The sequence below is a fragment of the Bartonella clarridgeiae ATCC 51734 genome (genome assembly GCF_000518185.1).
Taxonomy (GTDB): domain Bacteria; phylum Pseudomonadota; class Alphaproteobacteria; order Rhizobiales; family Rhizobiaceae; genus Bartonella; species Bartonella clarridgeiae.
This window is the reverse complement of the sequence record NZ_JADC01000009.1, coordinates 126,419-148,930: the sequence shown is the minus strand read 5'-3', so window position 1 is coordinate 148,930 and position 22,512 is coordinate 126,419. Positions and strand designations below refer to the sequence as shown.

The following is a 22,512-nucleotide window of genomic DNA, read 5'->3' as shown; positions in this document are numbered from 1 at the left end:
GAATAATTCAGTGAATACAAAAGATTTAACTTATATTGCTTTATTTGCTGCTCTTTATGCAGTTTTAGGTTTTTTCCCTCCTATTTTTCTTCCTTTTTTTCTTGGTCTTCCTATTACTGCTCAGTCTATGGGGCCAATGTTAGCTGGATCTATACTTGGAGCAAAAAGAGGCGCCGCAGCATCAGCACTCTTTCTTTTTCTGGTCGCTATCGGTTTGCCTCTATTGGCTGGTGGACGTGGAGGTATTAGTGTTTTTTTGGGAGCTGGTGGTGGATATATGATTGGTTATCCATTTGCAGCATTCTTTATTGGTCTTATGGTTAAATCGTTTTGGCGACAGCTAAATTTTGTAAAATTGGTTATAATAAACAGTGTAGGTGGAATTGGCATTATATATCTTTTTGGAATATTCTGGATCGTTTATATCTCTAAAATTTCTTTATTGGCAGCTTTAACAATGTCATTAGGATTTATGATTGGTGATTTTTTAAAAGTTCTGGTTGCGTCATTTATTGCGCTTACAGTTAAAAAATCCGTTCCACTCATTACTCCCTCAAAAAAGTAATAGTCATTCATACAAATTACAACAGTTCTATTCTGAGAGCTGCAAAGAAAATGATTGAAATATTTTAAAACAGATAGCTTAATTGTTTTTATTTAATAGAGTTAATTTTTATAAAAATTATCTATCCATTTGCAAAAATAAAATAATATATTTAAGATACGTTATAAAATTTGTTAAAAATTATCGATAATATCAAAAGGAAATCAAATAACATTACACCTTACTCTTTTCGCATTTAACAAAATGACTTTGCGAAGCCCAAAACGCTAAACTCTTCTTATCTTGGTCATCCTTGTAGACTCTCTGGACTAACTAAGTTCTCACGTGTAATTTCTTTAATTGTACGAACACCAGTTAATGTCATAGCCACACGCATTTCTTGAGCAAAAAGCTCAAGGAGATAAGTAACGCCTTTTTCACCTGCTGCAGCAAGCGCATAAATAAAAGCACGACCGATCATAACAGCATCCGCACCTTGTGCTATCATACGAACAACATCAAGACCAGAACGAATACCAGAATCAACTAAAATCGTTAAATCACCTTTTATAACATCCGCAATTTTTGGCAATGCCCGTGCAGTTGACAATACCCCATCAAGCTGACGTCCACCGTGATTGGACACAACAATACCATCAGCTCCAAATCGTACTGCCTCACGTGCATCCTCTGGATCAAGAATACCTTTTAAAATCATTTTTCCTTTCCAAAAGTCTCTAATCCATTGCAAATCACCCCAGCTAATTGATGGATCAAAGTTTGCACCAAGCCAACCAATATAATCTTTTAGTGTCGTTTTTTTTTTAAGATAGGCAGAAACATTTCCAAGATCATGTGGATGCCCCATAATACCAACATTCCAAGCCCAATGAGGATGGAAAACAGCTTGTACAATACGGCGCAATCCAGCATAAGGCCCAGACATTCCCGAATGAGCATCACGATAACGTGCTCCAGGAACCGGCATATCAACTGTAAAAACCAATGTACGAACACCAGCAGCCCACGATCTTTCCAATGCATCACGCATAAACCCACGATCCTTGAGAACATAAAGTTGAAACCAAAATTCTTTTCCAACCGCTGCTTGTACTTCTGAAATAGGACAAACTGAAACCGAGGACAAAGTAAAAGGAATACCTTTCGCAACAGCTGCACGTGCAGCTTTTACTTCACCACGACGTGCATACATACCAGTTAACCCTACAGGTGCAAGCACAATTGGCATACCAAGTTTTTGACCCAAAATCTCAGTTGAAAGATCAACATCACCTATCTGCTTTAGAATCCGTTGACGTAATGCAAGTTCTTGAAGATCTGTACAATTACGCCGCATTGTTTCTTCAGCATAAGCACCACCATCAATATAATGAAACAAAAAAGAAGGTAAGCGACATTTTGCTGCTTTGCGATAATCAAATGTTGAAGAAATAATCATAGTAACACCGTTATTCAAAATACAAAAAGCTTTTTCAAAAGATAAATCTCTTGTATATACTTTGTCAAAATCTATATTAATAAATTCATTTAAAATGCTTAGACAATTTTAATCCTTGTTCTTGATAATGTGAACCAATATCATCCCCATAAAGTTTCACTGGCCGATTAAGCATATGTTCATAAACCAAGCGGCCGATAATTTGGCCATGCTCTAAAATAAATGGAACCTCGTGATTCCGCACTTCTAAAACTGCACGTGCCCCTTTTCTACTTATTTTCATATTCCCAAATCCTGGATCAAAAAAACCTGCATAATGCACTCTAAATTCTCCAACTAAGGGATCGAATGGTTTCATTTCAGCAGCATAAAAGGGAGGAACATGAATAGCTTCTCGTGAAACTAAAATATAAAATTCATGGGGATCAAGAACCATTTCTTTTGTTCCATGATCGTAAATAGGTTCCCAAAAATCTAAAATATGAGCAACAGCGCTTTTATCAACATCAATAACACCGGTATGACGTTTACTACGATACCCCATAAGCCCGTTTTCATTGCCTTCTAAATTAATGGAAATTCCAATACCATCATCGTTAATATTAGGGTTATCATCAGATACAAGCATTTCATTTTTATGCAAATCATACAATTCAACTTCTTTTAAATAACTATGTCCCTTACGAAATCGAAGTTGTGATAAACGCGAACCGGTGCGGACCAAAATCGGGAATGTTCGTGGACTAATTTCAAGATAAAGTGGCCCATGATAACCCATACAAATTTTATCAAATTCCTGAGCATAATCTGAAATCACGCGTGTAAAAACATCCAATCGCCCCGTAGAACTTTTTGGATTAGCAACCGCAGAAAGCACTTTCGGTAAAGCTAAATTTTCCAAAAGAGGAACGATATAAACACAACCTGTTTCTAAAACTGCCCCATCTTGCAAATCAAATTCGTGCAGCTTTAATCGTTCAAGTTTATCACTAACTTTCACACCAGGTCCTGGCATAAAAGAAGCTCGTATACGATATGCCTTATCTCCTAAACGTAAATCAAGACTTGCAGGTTGTATTTGATCCTTATCAAGCGAGCAAATGGCGTTAACAATACGATTGTTAACTAAAGTCTGTATATCACTATCTGCAAGAATACCATTCATGCGCATCATAGTTTTGCCTTCCATCTTTTTATCTCTTTTTACGGGTATTACTGATTGGGGCGATCCTTTTCAAAGATAACAAATGATTTATTCTCAATTTAATGATTTTGTTCACAATTATAATTAATGACTTTAAACCATAAAACCGCATTCGGTAAAGCATTCCCTCATAAGAGAAACTTTGGATATCCATCATGTATGGCTTTTTACTAAAATCTTATATACTTACTCTTAGAATATATTTTCAGTTTTTTTCTTTCGTCAAAGTTGATAAATATTGTTATTATAGTCCAAAGTTCTATACAGTAAAAAAGAAGCCTGTTAAAATCTAAATATGATTATACGTCACCTTAGCGAAACTATTATTAATCAAATTGCAGCCGGCGAAGTTATTGAACGACCCACTAATGTTGTTAAAGAGCTTATTGAAAATGCTATTGATGCAGGGGCAAATCGCATTGAGATCGTTATAGCAAATGGCGGGAAAAACCTGATAAAAGTCAGTGATAATGGCTGTGGTATTCCAGAAGATCAGTTAACTTTAGCAATTTCTCGTCATTGTACATCTAAAATTACTGATGATGTACATAATATTTGTTTCCTTGGCTTTCGTGGAGAAGCGTTGCCCTCTATTGGTTCTGTTTCAAAACTTAAACTGACTTCACGAACACAAAATTCCGATAGTGCAGCTGAAATTATTGTTACTGCAGGGAAAATAGAAGGACCAAAACCCTCTGCTGCTAATCCTGGAACCATCGTTGAAGTTCGTGATCTCTTTTTTGTTACACCAGCACGACTGAAGTTTATGAAATCTGATCGTGCTGAAACAAGTTCTATCATTGACACAATTAAACGAATTGCAATCGCCTTTCCGCACATCCGTTTTTCTCTTGCAGGTATAGATCGAGCATCTATGGAATTTCCTGCTATGGAACAAAATACCCAAGGGCAATTACAACGTATTACACAAATTATGGGAAAAGAATTTGCTTCAAACAGTCTTATCCTGGATGCTAAACGTGAATCTGTTCATCTAACCGGTTTTGCCGGTTTGCCATCTTTCAATCGCAGTAACAGCCTTCACCAATTTGCTTATGTTAATGGGCGTCCAGTGCGCGACAAACTTCTCTGGGGAGCAATCCGAGGAGCATATGCCGATGTTATTGCTCGAGATCGTCATGCTATAGCCATTCTTTTTATTAATTTACCGCCCACTGATGTAGACGTCAATGTACACCCTGCAAAAATGGACGTACGGTTTCGTGACCCAAGTCTAATTCGTGGTTTAATCATTGGAGCAATCCGTGAAGCATTGCATCAAACTGGCGTTCGTCCTACTTCAACAGGATCTGAAGCAATGTTAGCTGCATTTCGAACACAATCTTTAGAAACTGTAAAAACGCATCAAACTTCTTCTTATGGTGCGCGACCATGTCATCTTGAGCCAGAGCTTACATCAATATTTCATAAACCATTAAATATAAATAGCTCTATTGATTTACAAGAAGATACGATCCCTATTATGGAGTGTCTTAGCAGGCCAAGTGGTGATACACGTGCTACAATTAATGTATCAACATCAGAAGAATTACATTATCCATTAGGAGCTGCAAGAGCGCAAATCCATAAAAACTATATTGTCTCTCAAACTCAAAACAGTCTTATCATTGTGGACCAGCATGCTGCTCATGAGAGATTGGTTTATGAAGCACTTAAAAATGCTCTATACTCCAAACCACTTCCTTCACAATTATTGCTCATTCCTGAAATTGTAGAACTTTCTGAAGAAGATGCCACATGCCTTCTATCTCACAAAGATGCTTTGAAAAAATTTGGATTAGGAATTGAATCTTTTGGAATTGGTGCAATCGCTGTACACGAAACACCTTCTATGTTAGGAGAAATTAATATACAAGCTTTAATCAAGGATCTTGCCGATGAAGCAGCCGAATATGATACAATAGATAATTTAAAAGGAATGCTTGATTATGTTGCAGCAACTATGGCTTGTCATAGTTCAATACGTTCAGGACGTCTTTTGCATCCTGAAGAAATGAATGCGCTTTTACGACAAATAGAAGCAACACCTAATTCAGGCACATGTAATCACGGACGTCCTACTTATATCGAACTTAAACTCGCTGACATAGAACGCCTTTTTGGTAGAAAATAAAACTTCATGAACTATTCTGGCTAAAAACTACTTGCTTCATTTATACTCAACTCTATAAAATATCTGTAATATTTTAGCTGCATTATTTTTTCATAAGTACATAGAAAGGGCTCATAAAATATGTTCTCTAATAATGAATGCGAAGCAACAATCCATTATTTTAATAATAGTTATAAAATTATTAAATACGGAACTTATACTGTTTGTGCAGTTAGTGGACAAAAAATTCCTCTCGACGATCTAAAATACTGGAATCATCAGCGTCAAGAGGCGTATGCTAGTTGTGAATTATCTTATCAGCGCGAACTTGAGTGTAATCCACATCTTAGTCAATTACTAAAAAACATAAAATAGCCCATAAGAAATCCTGAAATAGCGTTATTCATATGCCTTTGCCTCTAAATATATCAATTAAAGGCAATATTTCGTTTCTTAAAACGAGCAATAGATTCCTCAAGGAGCATACGGCAAAAATCCCCTTGAACAAAATCAACTTTAACATCAAAGATAATAAGCTTTTCTAAGCTTTTATGTAAATCATTAGCTTGTATGCGTATATAGTCCTTAGCGGTCGTAGTCAGCCACAGATTATGAGTTTTGGCCTTACGTGCCAAATTCTTTAGATCCGTAGCTGTAAAAAAATAATGATCAGGATAAGAATAAGTTTGCACAACATGACCAGACATTTCTTTAATGGATTTGAAAAATTTATCTGGATTTCCAATACCCGCAAATGCCAAAAAAAATTTTCCAGCAACTTCATCATCAACTAGTGATTTAAGATGCGCATAATGCAAAGGTTTTCCAGTACTTGCAACAAAAAGAGCCACATCATCACTCTCATCCAAACAGCCAATAACTAAAACACTGTCCATCAAAGATAATTGCGTTTTTAACGGTGCACGCAAAGGTCCCGCTGGAAAAACAGCTTTATTACCAAAACCACGCATCGCATCCACAACAAGCAACGTATAATCCATATAAAGGCGACGACTTTGAAAACCATCATCCATTAAAATAAAATTACATCCCTTTTCTTTAAGCCGTTGTGCTGCTGCATAACGATCAGGAGATATGGCAACAAAAGCATGACGTGCAAGCAAAAGTGACTCATCGCCAACATCACGCGCATTATCACGTTTAATATCAACGAGGTGCACTTTTTTGACTCTTCCACCATAGCCACGTGATATAATACCAGGTATTAAACCAAGTTCCTTAGCCACTTGAGCAAACGCAATAACAACAGGAGTTTTACCTGCACCACCTAATGTAAAATTTCCAACACACAAAACTGGCAAATCAATAGCAAGAGGCTCTCTTTCCATACGACATCTTGCAAAATAACCATAAACCTCAGAAATTGGTGCCAATAAAAAACGCCAAAGGCTTTTATTTTTCCACCAAAAACGTGGAGAACAAATATGCATGCCTATTTTTGACACTGCCTTAAACCCGTCTGTATTACAAGTGGCTGCAAAAACGGATCAAGGACCTTTAATGTACACTCAAGTGCACCGGCCATACTTGTTGCCACTTCATAAGCCTTATCAACCACTTGTTGTCGCAATGTTTCATTTGTTAAGAATTTATTCACTTGGATAGCAAGTTGCATAGTATCTTCAACTATATATGCTGCATCACATGATAAAAATCGTTCAAACGTATTTTGAAAATTTGCAATATGTGGTCCCGTTAAAATAGCCACTCCAAGCAAAGCAAGCTCTAATGGATTATGACCACCATAGTTACACAATGATTTACCAATGAAGGCAACTTTTGACAAACGAAGAAAAAGACCCATTTCTCCAATTGTATCTCCTAACAAAATATCAGTATCCATATCTGGAACAGTATTGCTGCTTCTAAGAACATAACGCAAATCCTCATGACCAAACGCCTTGATAATATCTTTTGAACGTTCAGGATGACGTGGAACAACAATCGTTAATAAATCTGGAAGATGACTTTTGAGAATTCTATGAACTTCAAAAGCAATTCTCTCTTCTCCTTCATGGGTTGAAACAGCTGCCCAAACTGGACGATTACCAATAGCATTATAATAATGCGCAAGCAATTCCTGATCCTCAACCGGACAAACCTCAGCCTTAAGATTACCAGAAAGCGCAACTGATTTTACACCAAGTGTATGGTAATAAGTTACATCCGTTTCATTTTGACCAATAACCACATCAATATGTTTGAAAATATGTTTAGCAAGAAAGAGTCTTTTGTGCCAAGCCTTAAAAGACTGTTCCGACATACGAGCATTAACCAAAATCTGTGGAATGCGCATTTTAGCAAGTTCTTTAATACGTAAAGGCCAAATCTCTGATTCACAGATCAATGCCAAATCAGGCTTCCAATGAGCAATAAAATGACGCACAGCTAATTCTAAATCCAACGGAGCATATTGATGAATTAATCGATTGCCAAAATGTTTCTTGACAAGAGTAGAAGATGTTACAGTACATGTTGTCAACAATACTTGTATTTTTAAAGATAAAATGTAATTAATGAGTGGTAAAAGGGCTATTGTTTCTCCAACGCTCGCTGCATGAAACCAAATTAATGGACTTTGAGGACGCACTTTTTGACTTTTTCCCAAACGTTCCTTTTGGCGCCCTCGCTCTTCTTTTCCACGCATCGCTCTAAAAAACAAATAAAAGGGTACTACAGGGTGCAAACAAAAACCAACTATCCGATAGATTGAAAGAGCCACACGTGCCTTTAATTCCATCATTTAAAACCCCTCATTTCCTTGTTTTGAGATAACTGTAAGCTTCATTCGTCAAACGATTCATCACGTCCGTTAATTGTATACGTTTTTCTTCTAACAAAGAATCATCTGCATCCTTAGGAACAAAAAATGCTTCACCTGTGAGGACAATTGAACGTCCAAACGGAAGTGGGATTGCAGTTTTATCCCATGTTTTTTCAAGAATTTTTTCTCGCGAAAATGCATACACACAAGGTATAATAGGACGGCCAGATAATTTAGCTAATAAAATAATTCCTTTTCCAGATTCACGCGCTTTTCCACATGCGATATCTGCAATCATAGCAACTGTTTTACCAGATTTAAGAGCATTTTTAAGTGTTAATAATGCTCGTGCTCCCCCTTTATGAACATGATGCGTTTTACCGCGTCCCCCTGAGCCACGGACAATTCCAAGCCCTAATTTTTGGGCCAATTGTGCATTTATTTCTGCATCAGCAGAACGAGAAAACATAGCAATAACCTCTTCGCCTTGAGAACGTAAAAAAGGCCCCATAATATGACGTCCATGCCAAAAGGTTATAATAAACGGATTATAGGCATTATATATCTTCCTAATATCATCTGAGCTTTTTAAACGCGGATTCGTCCAATAAACAAAACGCAGATAGTTCGCCAAAATCCTCACAACAAAAATTTTTACAAACCATGTTTTCATCAATGAATGACGATTATCCCGCCAAAATCTTTTTAAAGCGCTATTTTTTTTCTCGTAAAAAGTTTCTCTCATCCTGATATTAAATCTAGCAAATTCAATCTTTTGGTATTCTCATAGAGCGAAAAATAATGATTGAATATTTAAAGTTTATGATACATTGCTTGTTTCATGGTCAAGAAACTGATGTAAAGGCACAACATAATAACGTTGTAATGCGTTGTCTACACTACTTTGTGCTTTTGTCCGCCATGCTTCTTGAGCTGATTGATAATCTGGAAAAATACCAACCACATCCAAATTACTGAGATCTTTAAATTGATTATCACTCAGATTTTTCAATTCCCCACCAAATACAAGATGCAACAATTGCCTCTTTTCGTTGACTTCAGCCATATTTGCCTCCGTATCATTAAAAAATTTAATATGTTTTTATTCGATTAAACTAACTTTGCTTGACGAACAATATTTACCATATTTTGACAGCAATTATTTTCACCAGCAACTAAAAAACTATCTTGAGAAGATTCAATCCCATAAGAAATAAACGGGGCCTTAAGTGACATAAAACGTCCACCACACTCCTGCAAAACAAGATCAGCAGCGGCAATATCCCAATCATGGCAATTTGGCCGAACTAATACAATATCAATCTTACCTTGAGCAACAAGAATAACACGGTAAGCAAGAGAAGGAATATAACGAAAAAAACTGATTCGATTGCAAAAATCATACGGTAATTTCTGAGCAATTGATTGATCAATTGAAACCCTATATTTTTGATTAGTTTTAGATCTTAAAAGGGGCATTCTTACACCATTCAATGTTGCTCCTTTCCCAGTCATAGCTGCATATATATCACCTTTAGCAGGACATTGTAAAACACCTACAACAGGGCGACCCTTCTCAATAATAGCAACTGAAATACACCAATCAATACTCCCGGAAAGAAAACCACGAGTCCCATCAATGGGATCAACTACAAAACAGCGTTTATAAGTAGCTTGCCCCCTATTATCTTCTGTTTCTTCTGAAATCCAACCATAATTTGGACGTGCACTAAGAAGCCTTTCTTTTAAAAAAACATCTACTGCAACATCTGCTTCACTGACTGGTGAATTACCATCTTTAAACCAAACATCCAGTTCACATCCAAAATACTTCATTGCTAAATCTCCTGCCTCCCAACAAACATCGAGCAAAAGACTTAAATCAGCATAATAATGCGCATTATTTTCCTGCAAGTGTCATTCCTTCAATTAATAATGTCGGTGCTGACGTACCATAACGTCGATCAATATCATTTGCGGGTGTTAAATGCGCTAACATATGAAGTAGATCAGAACCTAGTGTTACTTCACTCACCGGGTAAGTGATTTCCCCATTTTCAATCCAAAAACCAGAAGCTCCACGGCTATATTGTCCCGTAACAAAATCAACACCATGCCCAAATAATTCTGTCACATAAAAACCATTCTGCATACTTTTTATCATATCATGAGGTGATACCAAACCCGGTTCAATAGAAAAATTAGTGCTTGCCGGCTGAACAAGCGATGCAGAACGCACACCACGACCATTTGTTTTAAGCCCTAATTCACGAGCTGAAGATGATGAAAGAAGCCAGTTCTTTAGCACACCATTTTCAATAATATTCAGTGTATGTCCTTCCACCCCTTCACCATCAAAAGGACGAGAAGCATTTCCACGTAATCTTAAGGGTTGATCCACCACATTAACACCAGACTTCATAACCCTTTCCCCCTTTAAATTTTGCAAAACACTTGTTTTGCGAGCAATCGATGCTCCATTAACCATAGATGCAATATGACCAGCGATTCCACGAGCCACACGCGGATCAAAAACAACACTTACAACCCCAGTTTCTGCGCGAACTGCTCCTAAACGTCGAACTGCACCTAGTCCGGCATTTCTACCTATCGTATCTCCTGATTCTAAATCAGAGAAATGTAAAGCCGTTGTATAATCATAATCTCGCTCCATTTCTGTTCCCTCACCAGCGAGTGCGCTACAAGAACGCGAAAAATAGCTAGAATTATAAGATCCATAAAAACCATCACTATTGACAAGAACAAACCCACTTTTGCCATAAGCTGTTGCCGCACCACCAGAATTGCTCACGCCCTTTACATCAAGAGCCGCTGCTTCCATTTGTAAAGCATCTTCTGTTAAAAAATGACTTTGTGGAATAAAATTATCAAAAAGATCAAGATCCTTAGGATGAGTAACCAAACACTCTTTATCCGCCAAACCTTCAAATAAACTATCAGGTGAAACCTTAGCCATTGCAATAGCACGCTCTGCTAATTCTTGCGGATCAACAACAAAATTAGCAGAAACACTTGCCACCTTTTTGCCAACAAAAACCCTCAATGTAAAATCATCACTTTCTAAAGCATCGGTTGATTCTACTTTGCCAAGACGAACTGCTACACAAACAGAATTTGAGTGTATAACAACAGCATCAGCAGCATCTGCTCCAGAACGCTTTGCTGCTTCAACCAACGAACTAGCTTTATCAAGCTGTTTCTTGTTCATTTTCATAGATATTCTCTTAAATAGTAATTATTTATCTTGATAAGAAATTTTAAATGAAAAATATAATTCTTGTCTATTCATAGTTAAAAGTTACGTGCCATTAATGCACTATTTTTCTTTCAACTAATTCAGAAATTTGCCTCTTAGCTTTTTCACGAAAAGGCCCTACACGTTGTAAAATTTCTTTAACTTCAAAAAAATTTAAAATTTGGATTCCATCAACAGGAGGACATAATAAAAGATCTAACTTTGCACATTGTAAACGCGTTCTCACGAGCGCTCGTTGTCCTACAATACCTGCAGCAATAAGACTTTCAGAAACCGAAAGATTGCCATTTTTACATCCAATAATCGGAAGTCCAGTAACATCAACACCAATCGAAAGATCAATTGGTTCAGTAAAACAATCAAAAGGTACTGGATTAGAAACCGCTCCATCAATCAAAAAATCATGATTACGTAAAACAGGCTTAAACAAACCAGGAATAGCAGAAGAAGCTGCTAAAGCAGAACGCAAATCGCCCTCTTGGATAACAACCATCTCTGCTGTTTTTAAATTTGAAGCTACAGCACAAAAAGGAATTTCTAAAGCACAAAAATCCCGCGGAAAATTCAATGGTAAAAAATTCTCTAAAATTAACTCCAAATTAAATTGAAAAAGATGTAAACTACATTCCCAAAACTCTTTCCATGACGTCGGCATTAAAGACCATAAACGCTTCAAAATATCATTTGAATTAGAAAAAGTTGATAGACAATATTCTTTCCAATCAGTCTCTGTCATTCCAGAAGCTACACCAGCACCCACGATAGAACCTATAGAAGATCCTGCAATGGCATTTGGTTTCAAACCCAAATCCTCAAGCGCCCCAATAACTGGGAGATGGCCTAAACCTCGAGCCCCTCCACCACCGAATGCCAAACCAATTTTCACTCTATCTCTCCTATATCATTCTTTAATTCTCCAGTAAGTACAAAAGAAACACTCTCCCCGATGATTACTGCCTCTTACATTTATAGAAGTCCCTTAGAAACGACAATAAAAAATGTACAATCTTTACTTTCTTTTAATTTATTCACTAAGCTCAGATAATATCAAATGATTTTCATGATAACTCGAATATCATATCCTTCAATCACGCTTACTTTTATCCATTAGCTAATAGCTAAAATAAAACTTTGAAACAAAATTCTTTTGCTTAATTGCAAAAAATAGCAATTTTCTCTCCTTCAAAATCTTTATACTAAACCGGAAAAAATCTTGCAATAACGAAACAACTTTTTCATAAGGAGTATGGTAGAACTATGTAAAATAATCTTGTATCTGGCTTCACTTGATGAAAATAAAACCTTTCTCAAGTGTAAATTACTTTTGAAGTTTATAGATCCGTATTGCTGTATCACTATAAAAACGCTCATCCTCCAAATAAAATGGATCAGGCAAATTAATAATCGCTTCTTTTGCTTCTTCAAGAATAAAAAATGTTTCAGTTTTTGCCCACTTTCCTTTAAAAGCTTGAATAAAAGCCTTTTCACCTAAAGAACAGCCATAAGGGGGATCTGCAAAAATAATATCAAATGCAAGCATTGTTCCAATATTTCCAAGTTTGGTCGCATCACGGCGTAAAATCCGTCCAACGCCTTGCAACCCTAAAGTTTCAATATTCTTTTGAATTAAGCTACGTCCTTCAATTGAATTTTCAACAAAAACAGCTGCCTTTGCTCCACGCGAAAGTGCCTCAATCCCTAAAGCACCAGTGCCAGCGAAAAGATCAAGAACACGCTTATCTGACCAAAAATTTTCTTCCTGGCTAGTAAGAATATTAAAAAGGCTTTCACGCGTACGATCACTTGTTGGACGAATGGATCGATCAAGAGGTTTTGACAAAACATGCCCGGCAAATTTACCGCTAATAACTCTCACGTGATCCTCCAGATCGCTGAGACATTCTTGCACTATTATTATATCTTTTAGACTGTTTCATGTTATTATCAAATGACCTAGATTTCCATTTACTATTAAAAAAATGTTTATCATGATCATCTTTAACAACCTTCCTCTCCTTTTTAAATAATTGATCTTTCTTGCCAATAATACTTGATTCAATATAAGGTGTTTTGCTACGTTTTTTAGAAAAATCAATATTATCTTTCTCTACTCGTCTTTCTGATCGTTTTTCCTTCCCTCTATCTGTAAATCTTTTACCAACCCAATTTATCTTACGACCATAATGATTATCTGCAACAGAAGAGGGCTTTTTACGTGCAATCTGCGGACATGCACCAGGAGCCATCCAAACATTAGAACAACGTGAACGTAAGAAAACACGTTCTTCCTTCCCGCTCTTATTTTGATCTTTAACTCTTAATTTTTCATCAAATTTTTTACTCAATCGTACCTGGCTATGCCCAGGAAATCTGCCTTTTTTTCCACGTAATATACTTTCTTTTCTAGAGACAATCCAACTATTCTTCATCACAGGAGGTTTTGTACTGTTTTGTTTTTCAATAACAGCAGAATTTGAAAATGGCTTAATAATAGGCGCATTAAAATCTGCATTAGCTTGCAAAATCAAACGTTCTCCTAATTGATCACGCAACATCCGACCTTTTAACTCACGAACTGCACCTTCTTTTAAATCAGATAACTGAAATGGACCATAAGACACACGAATTAAACGATTAACAGATAACCCTAAAGCTCCCAAAACATTCTTGATTTCACGATTTTTTCCTTCACGCAAAGCTACAGAAAGCCATACATTTGATCCTTGCTCACGTTCGATCGAAGCCTCAATTGAACCATAAAAAATCCCATTAACTGCAATACCATTCTTTAAATCTTGAAGCGCACTTTGTTTAACTTTTCCATGAGCACGAACCCGATATTTGCGCACCCAACCCGTTAAAGGAAGCTCCAATACACGTGCTAAACCACCATCATTGGTTAAAAGCAAAAGGCCTTCTGTATTCATATCAAGCCTCCCCACAGAAAGAACACGAGGCATATCTTTTGGCAAATTATCAAATACTGTTGGTCTCCCCTGAGGATCACGATTGGTCGTAACAAATCCTACTGGTTTGTGATAAAGCCATAACCGTGTTCGTTCTATAGGAGGTAAAGGCTTACCATCAACTGTAATAACATCAGAACGAGTAACATTAAAAACAGGTGTAGCTATAATTGCACCATTAACAACAATACGACCTGCAAAAATCATCATTTCTGCATCACGGCGTGATGCTACTCCGGCACGCGCTAACCTTTTAGCAATTCGTTCACTTTCACTCTTTTCACTCATTTTCTTTTCACTTTGATCTTTTTCAAATCGTATAGAAAATTTATTACGTGCACTATGTCGTTTATTCTCAAAAGAAGGAGGAGTGCAATCGTTCATCATATTCTATCCTTTATATCTAATGTATCCTTTTACTTTTAAAGCAGCTCTAAACACTTTTTAAAATGTAATAGAACCTTTTCATCACACAATGAGTCATAATAAAAAGCTTGCTCACTTCATAGACCTCTTTAATATAGCTTTTTGGTTACTTATACTTCAATGGAAGAAAAATATGAGACTTACTCCCATGGAAATAGCCCTTTTAGAAGCGCAGTCAGCAAAAAAACAAGCTGAAATTCCCGTGGGCGCAGTTATCACACATGGTAAAACAATTATTGCACGTGCCGGTAATTACATAAAAACCCCATATGATCCTACAGGACACGCAGAAATGCGTGTTATTCGCATAGCTTGTCAAATCTTCAAAAGTGAAAGAATTCCTGAATGCGATCTTTATGTAACACTCGAACCCTGTGCTATGTGCGCCGCAGCCATTTCATTTGCACGCATAAGAAACTTGTATTATGCAACGCAAGATTCAAAAGGTGGTGCTATTGAACATGGACCGCGTTTCTACCAACAACCAACCTGCCACCATAGACCTAATGTTTATTCCGGTTTTAAAGAAAGAGAAGCAACTCTATTGCTTAAAGACTTTTTTTCACAAAAACGACGTAAAAAATAAGCTTTATTTCAATTTAAATACCTAAATCTTTAAACAATAAAGCCTTTTTGTAAAATAAGGCCAGAGCCTTCCTTATTGCTTCCTATTTTCGAAGTACTGCCCTTTTTCAAATACTTTTGTTTATTCCAATTTATCCTTTTGCCCTGCAGATGCAGTTACTGCTGGTTGACGATAAATTAAAGGTGGTTCACTAAGGTATCGACGATAATTTGCATTCCCACCATCAGCCTCCTGCCGCCGACGCAAGTATTCCTCACGTTGTTGTTTTTCATTAAACTGTACGATACCCTCTGAATCATCAATATTTATACGACCTCTTGTCACTACTTTTTTATCTGAAGAAAGAGAAACTTTATCATTAGAATTGGCCCTATTAGCTCCCACTCCACCTTGCAAACTCTTCTGAGACTGCTCTGACACTTCCATCTCATCATAAGAATCAATCTCCGTAATATCTACCTGAGGTGGAGGTAAAACTACACGTGCATTAGGTTCTGGAAATACAAGTTGTGGGCGCTGTTTCATTACAAGCTGATTGTTTTTATTTTTTGATCTTAATGAAGCAAGATTAGTTATATCATCAACAAACTGCAATGAAGCTGTTTTATCCGTACCATAAGTCGGAGCAGATAAATTACACCCTGCCAACATAAAACACACACTTAGCGTGCTTGCTAAAAATATTTTCATTGCGTATCTCTTCCTTGTTCATCCATTTTCCCAAGCGCAAAACCTGCTGACATCAATATGACTCTTCGTAGACTGTCCAATAATGCACAAATTACCCCTTCATAGACAAAACAATGTGCTCTATTTCTAACATAATTTCCCCCTTCCATCAATGTAGAATTCAAATGATATCAAAGCTATTAATACCATCCTTTCAAATTGCCTTGCTCAAAAACCCTTTAAACTTTGCCAAGTGCTTGTAATTCTCGTAAAGCAGCTGCATCACGAGCAGATACATCAGGATAATCCGGATCACTCCCAACATCTTGTGTATAACGCCATGATCGAGCACACTTAGTACCCACAGCCTTATGCGAGCATATACCAACACCTTCAACATCATTCAAAATAAAAGCATCCGAAGGGGGTATATCTTGAATAATCGTTAGAGCACTAGTAATACAAATTTCCGCCATATCTAAATTTTCCAAAGATTCCAATAAAACCGGATTAGAAATAAAAACAACAGGTGCCGCTTCTAAAGATGACCCAATACGTCTATCTGCTCGCTCAATCTCTAAAGCACCCGTAACAACTTTACGAACCTGTCGTACTTTTTTCCAACGCTCTGCTAAAAGCTCGTTCTTCCATTCTGCCAATGCAGGACGAAACTGCTGCAAATGCACCGAACAACTTTCTGGATAACGCTCTAACCAAGCTTCTTCCATTGTAAAAGGTAACATTGGAGCAAGCCATGTTACCATTCGATCAAAAATTTCACGAATGACTTGCAAAGAAGCTTTACGCTTTCCTGACGAAGGCGGATCACAATAAAGAGTATCTTTGCGGATATCAAAATAAAACGCAGATAACTCAATGATTGAAAAATCCAATAATGCACGCATAATTTTCTTAAAATCAAACTCATCATAGGATTGATTAATCAACCGATCAAGTTCATACAATCGATGCAATATAAATTTTTCAAGATCCGGCAGTACGCAATAAGGTATTTCTTCTCCTTCATCATAAGTTAAAATACCAAGCATCCAACGAATTGCATTCCGCAACTTGCGGTATGAATCCACATTTGTTTGAAGAATCTTCTTGCCCAAACGCTGATCTTCCGAATAATCAGTTGTCATCACCCAAAGACGAAAAATATCAGCGCCAGATGTTTTAATGATATCTTGTGGCATAATTGTATTGCCCAAAGACTTAGACATTTTTTTGCCATTCTCATCCAAAGTAAAACCATGTGTGACAACAGCTTTATAGGGTGAACAAGCCCGTGTTCCACAACTTTCTAAAAGAGAAGACTGAAACCACCCACGATGCTGATCAGATCCTTCAAAATAAATATCAGCAGGCCATTTTAAATCAGCACGATCTTCTAACACAAAACTATGACTCGCCCCAGAATCAAACCAAACATCCAAAATATCATAGACCTGTTTCCAAGTTTCATGAACACGTTCACCTAAAAAACGTTCACGTGCTCCTTCTGCAAACCATGCATCTGCGCCTTCTGCTTCAAAAGCTTGTAAAATACGCTTGTTCACTTGCTCATCTTTAAGAATAAGACCATCCTCATTAACAAAAATACAAATCGGAACACCCCAAGCACGCTGACGAGAAAGCACCCAATCTGGACGATCTGTAATCATAGAAGCCAAACGGTTTTGAGCCGAAGATGGAACAAAACGTGTCATCATCACAGCTTCCAAAGCTCTGCTGCGTAAAGTTGAACCATCACCAAGATCTTTATCCATTGCGATAAACCATTGAGGCGTATTCCGGAAAATAACTGGTTTTTTTGAACGCCAACTATGAGGATAAGAATGTTTTAAACGACCACGTGCAAATAATAGCCCTACTTTAATTAAAGCATTAATCACTTCTTTATTAGCATTACCCATTTTTCCATTATCATCAATAACGCGGATAGCTCCCTCTTCACGATCTGGTCCAAAACCAGGAGCATCTTTTGTATAAAAACCAGCATCATCAACAGGAAAAGGTATGGCAGAATCAATACCAGCCTGCTCCAATACAGACTTATAAGCATTCCAAATTTCAAAATCCTCACGCCCATGGCTAGGTGCTGTATGAACAAAACCTGTACCAGCATTATCAGTCACATGGGAACCATCAAGCATCGCAATCTTATAGTTATACCCTCCAGCTAAACCTTTAAACGGATGAGAAAGAATAAGAGTCTTAAGCTCATCAGCAGACACAGAACGCAAGCGTTTCAAAATAATCTTTGCTTTTTCTGCACAACTCTCAACTAAAACATCAGCAAAAAGAAGCTTTTCCCCAACTTGAGAACCAAAATCATTTTCTGCACTTTCAACAAGATAAACACCATAAGAAATTTGCGAAGAATAACTAACCGCACGATTACCAGGAATTGTCCATGGTGTTGTTGTCCAAATCACAACACAGGCACCATCTAAATCATGATCACGCGATTCCAAAATAGGAAATTTAACCCAGATAACATCAGATTCATGATCATGATATTCAATTTCTGCCTCAGCCAAAGCTGTACGCTCAACAACAGACCACATCACAGGTTTTGAACCACAATAAAGTTGATCAGACATAACGAATTTCATCAATTCGCTTGCAATGCGTGCCTCCGCGTGAAAAGCCATTGTCGTATAAGGATTTTTAAAATCTCCTACAATACCAAGACGCTTAAATTCCTCACTTTGAATTGTTATCCAAGACTGCGCAAAATCACGACATTCTTGACGAAATTCGCTTAAAGGAACATCATCCTTATTTTTCCCTTTTGCGCGATATTTTTCCTCAATTTTCCATTCAATTGGAAGTCCATGGCAATCCCAACCAGGCACATAATTTGCATTAAAACCCCGCATTTGAAACGAACGAACAATAACATCCTTTAAAACTTTGTTCAGAGCATGTCCAATATGAATATTGCCATTTGCATAAGGTGGCCCATCATGAAGAATGTAAAGTGGACGATCTTTCGCTTGTTGTCGCAATTGAGTGTAAAGATCTATCTCTTCCCATCGCGTTATCAATTCAAGCTCCTTTTGCGGTAACCCTGCACGCATAGGAAAATTAGTTTTGGGTAAATAAAGAGTCTTTGAGTAATCTACTGATTCATTTTTCACAGACATTGTTAAATATTCCTGTCCACTTTTACTATTTTATTTTTTTATTATTTCCCTGACCCCTGCAACTGTGGTTGCTCAATCTATGAAAAGGCCGGGCCAATAATTCGTACTCAGCAGTGATCAAGAATATATAACATCATCTATTACAATTTTATCATGAAACCATTAAAAAAAGAAACCCAAAAATAAATCTCTCAAAAAAAGCCCTGCATAAACAAGGCCTTTTCACAATAAACTTAGTTTTTCAATAAATTAAAATTTATACGCTACACCAACACGGAAGTTATTGGTTTTATAGCTAAGATCGACTTCTTCCTTTGCAAATTTCTTTTTACCAAAATCCGAGTAACGATATTCAGTGCGCACAATAATACTATTAGTCAGCGCAAAATCAACACCACCACCAAAGGTATAACCAATCATTGTTTTTGATTCATCTGCTTTGTTTTCTTCAGTACCTATCACTACCGATAAAGTATCTTGAAGCTCCACATAAGAAATACCACCAGCGACATAAGGCATAATACGATCAGCAGCAAAGCCAATACGTACCCTTGTAGCACCAGTCCATTTTTCTTTTAAAGAGTGATTAAAAATGATATATTGTCCCGCTGCATCTCCTGATCTAGCTACATGCTGATACATTGCCCGTCCCAGATTTTTGGGACTGAAGGGAGATATTATTATTCTCTCTCTACCTTGTTCTGTATTGCTGCTGCCTCCGCTCCCTGTCCGATATGTTGGAACTAAATCATCGCTAATAATAATAGTTTTGGTGTCTTTCTGTCCAGACCACATCATATCTGTATCAACACCTACAACCAGGTTATTACTAAGGTTAATATTAGACCCTGCATAAATACCACCTCTCATACCAAAGAGTTGAGGCAAATACTTCTTATCAACTGGTGTCCATCGATCAACACCATCATTACGATCAGAACTTAGAGGAATATCAACATCAAGAGCGTTTGCAGTAACATTACTTGAAAAACCACCAGCCTGGCCACCAATATAAAAACCTGTCCAAGAAAATCCAGAAGCAGCAGGTGACCTTGATTCTTGAAATAATATACTATCAGATGCTTGCACTGCAGAAATAGAAACTGAAGAAGCAATAGCAAATGTAGCTAAAAAAGACTTTATATTCACAGATTATCTCCAATAATAATATTCAAAAATAATATTCAAAATGCACTTTATATAAAATTTTATTTTAAAAATCTGTAGTAACAATGATACAATAAAAACAAAAAAGCCCTTTTGAAAAAAGAGCTTTTTTATAATTTAATCTTCTAATAAATTAGAATTTATAAGCTACACCAACACGGAAATCATTGGTTTTATAACCAATTTCCATTTTATCCTTTGCAAATTTCTTTTTACCAAAATCTGAGTAACGATATTCTGCACGCAGAATAACACTCTTAGCCATTGCAAAATCAATACCACCACCAAAGGTATAACCCACAAAAACCTTTGTGTCATCTATTACATTACGCGTAATGGGAAGCTCTTTGCCCTCTTTTCTTATTGTAAGAAGATCTTGAAGCTGCGTATAAGCAACACCACCAGAGACATAAGGCATCACACGATCCACTGCAAAACCAATGCGTACCCGTGTGGCACCAACCCATTTTTCTTTTAAGGTATGACTAGAACTTACAGGATTACTACCTTCTTCTGCAACTGCACACACTTGTACACTTCTTTCTACCCTACTATTATTATTCCTAGTGTTTTCTTGACGACGTGTACTCTCTTCTTCTACCGTTTCTTCATTTTGTTCCTCTCGATGAATAATTTTTGTATCTTTTTTTCCAGACCATGCCATATCCGTATCAATACCTAAAATAAGGCCATTGCCAAAATTAACATTAGATCCGGCATAAACACCCCCTATAACACCTGAAAGTTTGGGTAAATATTTCGGTTCAAGCGATTCCCATTCTGCGTCACTATTTCTACGACCTCTTACAGTAGATTTACTTGAAAAACCGCCAACCTGACCACCAAAATAAAAACCCGTCCACGAAAAATCAGAAGAAACGATCATCGGTGCTGGCTGATGACTTTGTTGCTGATACGGTATCATAATATCAGCTGCCTGTACCATAGAAGCTAGTACAAATATCCAAATAGACGTTATCATTAAACGCGTTACATTCATAAACTTATCTCCTCAACAAATATCCAAATTGGTCTTTATAAAATATTCTATTTCAAATATCTATAATTAAAATGATGCAGTCGTAGAGAAAATAAAGGCCCCGTCTCTGACAGGGCCTTTTTGTAATTTAATTTTGTAATAAATTAGAATTTGTAAGCTACACCAACGCGGAAATCATTGGCTTTATAGTTAACTTCAAGTTTATCATTATGCAATTTCTTTTTACCAAAATCTGAGTAACGATATTCTGCACGCAAAACAACATTATCAGTCATTGCAAAGTCAACACCAGCACCAAGAGTATAACCAATCATTGTTTTTGATTCATCAACTGTATTAACTGTATTTGGCTCAGCAGAGGGCTCTTTGTCGGCTCTTTCAGCTTTTGCTCCAGAAACTTTTTGCCTACTAACTGACGTTGAAAAGCTGTCTTGGAGCTGTGTATAAGCAACACCACCAGCAACATAAGGCATAATGCGATCAGCAGCAAAACCAATACGAATCCGTGTAGCACCAGCCCACTTTTCTTTCAAAGTATGACCGTACTTTGTAATTTCAACTTCTTTTTCCTCACCATCAGCGAAAACAACAGGAGAACGGGATACAGACTTTTCCTGATGTTTGTTTTTATCTTTATCTTCTAATTCAACTGTCACTTCGTGAGTTTTCTCGTCTTTCCGTCCAGACCAAATAACATCGGTGTCAACACCTAGAATCAGACCATTTCCGAGATCAACATTGGAACCTGTGTAAAAACCACCTGTGAAACCTGAAGGTTTAGACCACAAGTCTTTATGAAGCGGAAGCCACTTTTTAGAATCATCACCATCACGACTACTAAAAGAAGTCTTACTTGAAAAACCACCAATTTGTCCACCGACATAAAAACCTGTCCAAGAAAAAGCAGGAGCAACAACAATTGTTTCTCCCGTTTCTTGAGGAACTGTAATATCTGCTGCTTGCGCTGCATAAGCTGTCATCAAAGCAACAACAGATGCTGTCATTAAACATTTCATATTCATAAATTTGCTCCATAACTAATGTTTATGTACACAATGTTACACACCTCCTTTAAAATATCTGTAGTAAAAATGATACAGACATAAAAAAAACATAATTATATGCTATAATTCCTTATTTTTTATAAATTTATAAACAGAA

The 22,512-nt window shown here is 36.9% G+C and carries 20 protein-coding genes; 4 read left to right on the top strand and 16 right to left on the bottom strand.

The window, feature by feature from the left end; translation table 11 throughout:
- Positions 1-10 precede the first annotated feature (10 nt).
- Entirely contained in the window at positions 11-565 is a 555-nt protein-coding gene (locus tag T420_RS0101070) for a biotin transporter BioY (protein WP_013544566.1), read from the top strand.
- Between the two features lie 286 nt (positions 566-851).
- On the opposite strand, the gene lldD is transcribed toward T420_RS0101070, so the two are convergent.
- The gene (gene lldD, locus T420_RS0101065) at positions 852-2,003 is read right to left on the bottom strand and encodes an FMN-dependent L-lactate dehydrogenase LldD (protein WP_013544565.1); all 1,152 of its coding nucleotides are present in this window, start codon (positions 2,001-2,003) and stop codon (positions 852-854) included.
- A gap of 85 nt (positions 2,004-2,088) precedes the next feature.
- Entirely contained in the window at positions 2,089-3,177 is a 1,089-nt protein-coding gene (locus T420_RS0101060; RefSeq protein ID WP_026501069.1) for a 2'-deoxycytidine 5'-triphosphate deaminase, read from the bottom strand.
- 325 nt (positions 3,178-3,502) lie between these two features.
- Between T420_RS0101060 and mutL the strand changes: the two genes are divergently transcribed.
- On the top strand, positions 3,503-5,341 hold the full coding sequence (mutL, locus tag T420_RS0101055; RefSeq protein ID WP_026501068.1) for a DNA mismatch repair endonuclease MutL: 1,839 nt from the start codon (positions 3,503-3,505) through the stop codon (positions 5,339-5,341).
- A 120-nt stretch (positions 5,342-5,461) separates the two neighbouring features.
- The gene (locus tag T420_RS0101050; RefSeq protein ID WP_013544562.1) at positions 5,462-5,695 is read left to right on the top strand and encodes a DUF2093 domain-containing protein; all 234 of its coding nucleotides are present in this window, start codon (positions 5,462-5,464) and stop codon (positions 5,693-5,695) included.
- A gap of 53 nt (positions 5,696-5,748) precedes the next feature.
- Here T420_RS0101050 and lpxK read toward each other — a convergent pair whose 3' ends face one another.
- From lpxK to T420_RS0101005, 9 genes are all read right to left on the bottom strand, one after another.
- Positions 5,749-6,771 carry a tetraacyldisaccharide 4'-kinase gene (gene lpxK, locus T420_RS0101045; RefSeq protein ID WP_013544561.1) on the bottom strand — a complete coding sequence of 341 codons (1,023 nt, stop codon included), beginning with the start codon at positions 6,769-6,771 and terminating at the stop codon, positions 5,749-5,751.
- 2 nt (positions 6,772-6,773) lie between these two features.
- Complete coding sequence (gene waaA, locus T420_RS0101040; RefSeq protein WP_013544560.1) at positions 6,774-8,084, bottom strand: lipid IV(A) 3-deoxy-D-manno-octulosonic acid transferase; 1,311 nt, start codon at positions 8,082-8,084, stop codon at positions 6,774-6,776.
- Positions 8,085-8,094: 10 nt separating this feature from the next.
- Complete coding sequence (locus T420_RS0101035; protein ID WP_026501067.1) at positions 8,095-8,850, bottom strand: lysophospholipid acyltransferase family protein; 756 nt, start codon at positions 8,848-8,850, stop codon at positions 8,095-8,097.
- 75 nt (positions 8,851-8,925) lie between these two features.
- Positions 8,926-9,171 carry a DUF4170 domain-containing protein gene (locus tag T420_RS0101030; RefSeq protein ID WP_013544558.1) on the bottom strand — a complete coding sequence of 82 codons (246 nt, stop codon included), beginning with the start codon at positions 9,169-9,171 and terminating at the stop codon, positions 8,926-8,928.
- A 44-nt stretch (positions 9,172-9,215) separates the two neighbouring features.
- Complete coding sequence (locus T420_RS0101025; RefSeq protein WP_026501066.1) at positions 9,216-10,019, bottom strand: 3'(2'),5'-bisphosphate nucleotidase CysQ; 804 nt, start codon at positions 10,017-10,019, stop codon at positions 9,216-9,218.
- The gene (locus T420_RS0101020; RefSeq protein WP_013544556.1) at positions 10,006-11,340 is read right to left on the bottom strand and encodes a TldD/PmbA family protein; all 1,335 of its coding nucleotides are present in this window, start codon (positions 11,338-11,340) and stop codon (positions 10,006-10,008) included. The genes T420_RS0101025 and T420_RS0101020 overlap by 14 nt, the downstream gene beginning before the upstream one ends.
- Positions 11,341-11,434: 94 nt before the next feature.
- Positions 11,435-12,268: a patatin-like phospholipase family protein gene (locus T420_RS0101015; protein ID WP_013544555.1), complete on the bottom strand. Its 834-nt coding sequence runs from the start codon at positions 12,266-12,268 to the stop codon at positions 11,435-11,437.
- Positions 12,269-12,700: 432 nt separating this feature from the next.
- Positions 12,701-13,258 carry a 16S rRNA (guanine(966)-N(2))-methyltransferase RsmD gene (gene rsmD / locus T420_RS0101010; protein WP_026501065.1) on the bottom strand — a complete coding sequence of 186 codons (558 nt, stop codon included), beginning with the start codon at positions 13,256-13,258 and terminating at the stop codon, positions 12,701-12,703.
- A complete protein-coding gene (locus T420_RS0101005) occupies positions 13,245-14,636 on the bottom strand; it encodes a pseudouridine synthase (protein ID WP_026501064.1) in 1,392 nt (463 codons plus the stop codon). The genes rsmD and T420_RS0101005 overlap by 14 nt, the downstream gene beginning before the upstream one ends.
- Positions 14,637-14,907: 271 nt before the next feature.
- Between T420_RS0101005 and T420_RS0101000 the strand changes: the two genes are divergently transcribed.
- On the top strand, positions 14,908-15,360 hold the full coding sequence (locus tag T420_RS0101000; RefSeq protein ID WP_013544552.1) for a nucleoside deaminase: 453 nt from the start codon (positions 14,908-14,910) through the stop codon (positions 15,358-15,360).
- Between the two features lie 120 nt (positions 15,361-15,480).
- Here T420_RS0101000 and T420_RS0100995 read toward each other — a convergent pair whose 3' ends face one another.
- From T420_RS0100995 to T420_RS0100970, 5 genes are all read right to left on the bottom strand, one after another.
- Positions 15,481-16,050 (bottom strand): hypothetical protein, encoded by a 570-nt coding sequence (locus tag T420_RS0100995; protein WP_035450831.1) that lies wholly within the window; start codon positions 16,048-16,050, stop codon positions 15,481-15,483.
- A gap of 218 nt (positions 16,051-16,268) precedes the next feature.
- A complete protein-coding gene (gene ileS, locus T420_RS0100985; RefSeq protein WP_013544550.1) occupies positions 16,269-19,184 on the bottom strand; it encodes an isoleucine--tRNA ligase in 2,916 nt (971 codons plus the stop codon).
- Positions 19,185-19,433: 249 nt separating this feature from the next.
- Positions 19,434-20,333, bottom strand: coding sequence for an outer membrane protein (locus T420_RS0100980; protein ID WP_013544549.1), 900 nt, complete (start codon positions 20,331-20,333; stop codon positions 19,434-19,436).
- Between the two features lie 151 nt (positions 20,334-20,484).
- Positions 20,485-21,351, bottom strand: coding sequence for an outer membrane protein (locus T420_RS0100975; protein ID WP_013544548.1), 867 nt, complete (start codon positions 21,349-21,351; stop codon positions 20,485-20,487).
- Positions 21,352-21,494: 143 nt separating this feature from the next.
- Positions 21,495-22,373, bottom strand: a complete 879-nt coding sequence (locus tag T420_RS0100970; RefSeq protein WP_013544547.1) for an outer membrane protein — start codon at positions 22,371-22,373, stop codon at positions 21,495-21,497.
- Between the last annotated feature and the right edge of the window lie 139 nt (positions 22,374-22,512).

Coding starts and splice junctions, on each gene's coding strand:
- lldD (WP_013544565.1), bottom strand. CDS start 2,003: ATGATTATTTCTTCAACATTTGATTATCGCAAAGCAGCAAAATGTCGC.
- T420_RS0101060 (WP_026501069.1), bottom strand. CDS start 3,177: ATGATGCGCATGAATGGTATTCTTGCAGATAGTGATATACAGACTTTA.
- mutL (WP_026501068.1), top strand. CDS start 3,503: ATGATTATACGTCACCTTAGCGAAACTATTATTAATCAAATTGCAGCC.
- T420_RS0101050 (WP_013544562.1), top strand. CDS start 5,462: ATGTTCTCTAATAATGAATGCGAAGCAACAATCCATTATTTTAATAAT.
- lpxK (WP_013544561.1), bottom strand. CDS start 6,771: ATGCATATTTGTTCTCCACGTTTTTGGTGGAAAAATAAAAGCCTTTGG.
- waaA (WP_013544560.1), bottom strand. CDS start 8,084: ATGATGGAATTAAAGGCACGTGTGGCTCTTTCAATCTATCGGATAGTT.
- T420_RS0101035 (WP_026501067.1), bottom strand. CDS start 8,850: ATGAGAGAAACTTTTTACGAGAAAAAAAATAGCGCTTTAAAAAGATTT.
- T420_RS0101030 (WP_013544558.1), bottom strand. CDS start 9,171: ATGGCTGAAGTCAACGAAAAGAGGCAATTGTTGCATCTTGTATTTGGT.
- T420_RS0101020 (WP_013544556.1), bottom strand. CDS start 11,340: ATGAAAATGAACAAGAAACAGCTTGATAAAGCTAGTTCGTTGGTTGAA.
- T420_RS0101005 (WP_026501064.1), bottom strand. CDS start 14,636: ATGAGTGAAAAGAGTGAAAGTGAACGAATTGCTAAAAGGTTAGCGCGT.
- T420_RS0101000 (WP_013544552.1), top strand. CDS start 14,908: ATGAGACTTACTCCCATGGAAATAGCCCTTTTAGAAGCGCAGTCAGCA.
- T420_RS0100995 (WP_035450831.1), bottom strand. CDS start 16,050: ATGAAAATATTTTTAGCAAGCACGCTAAGTGTGTGTTTTATGTTGGCA.
- ileS (WP_013544550.1), bottom strand. CDS start 19,184: ATGTCTGTGAAAAATGAATCAGTAGATTACTCAAAGACTCTTTATTTA.
- T420_RS0100975 (WP_013544548.1), bottom strand. CDS start 21,351: ATGAATGTAACGCGTTTAATGATAACGTCTATTTGGATATTTGTACTA.
- T420_RS0100970 (WP_013544547.1), bottom strand. CDS start 22,373: ATGAATATGAAATGTTTAATGACAGCATCTGTTGTTGCTTTGATGACA.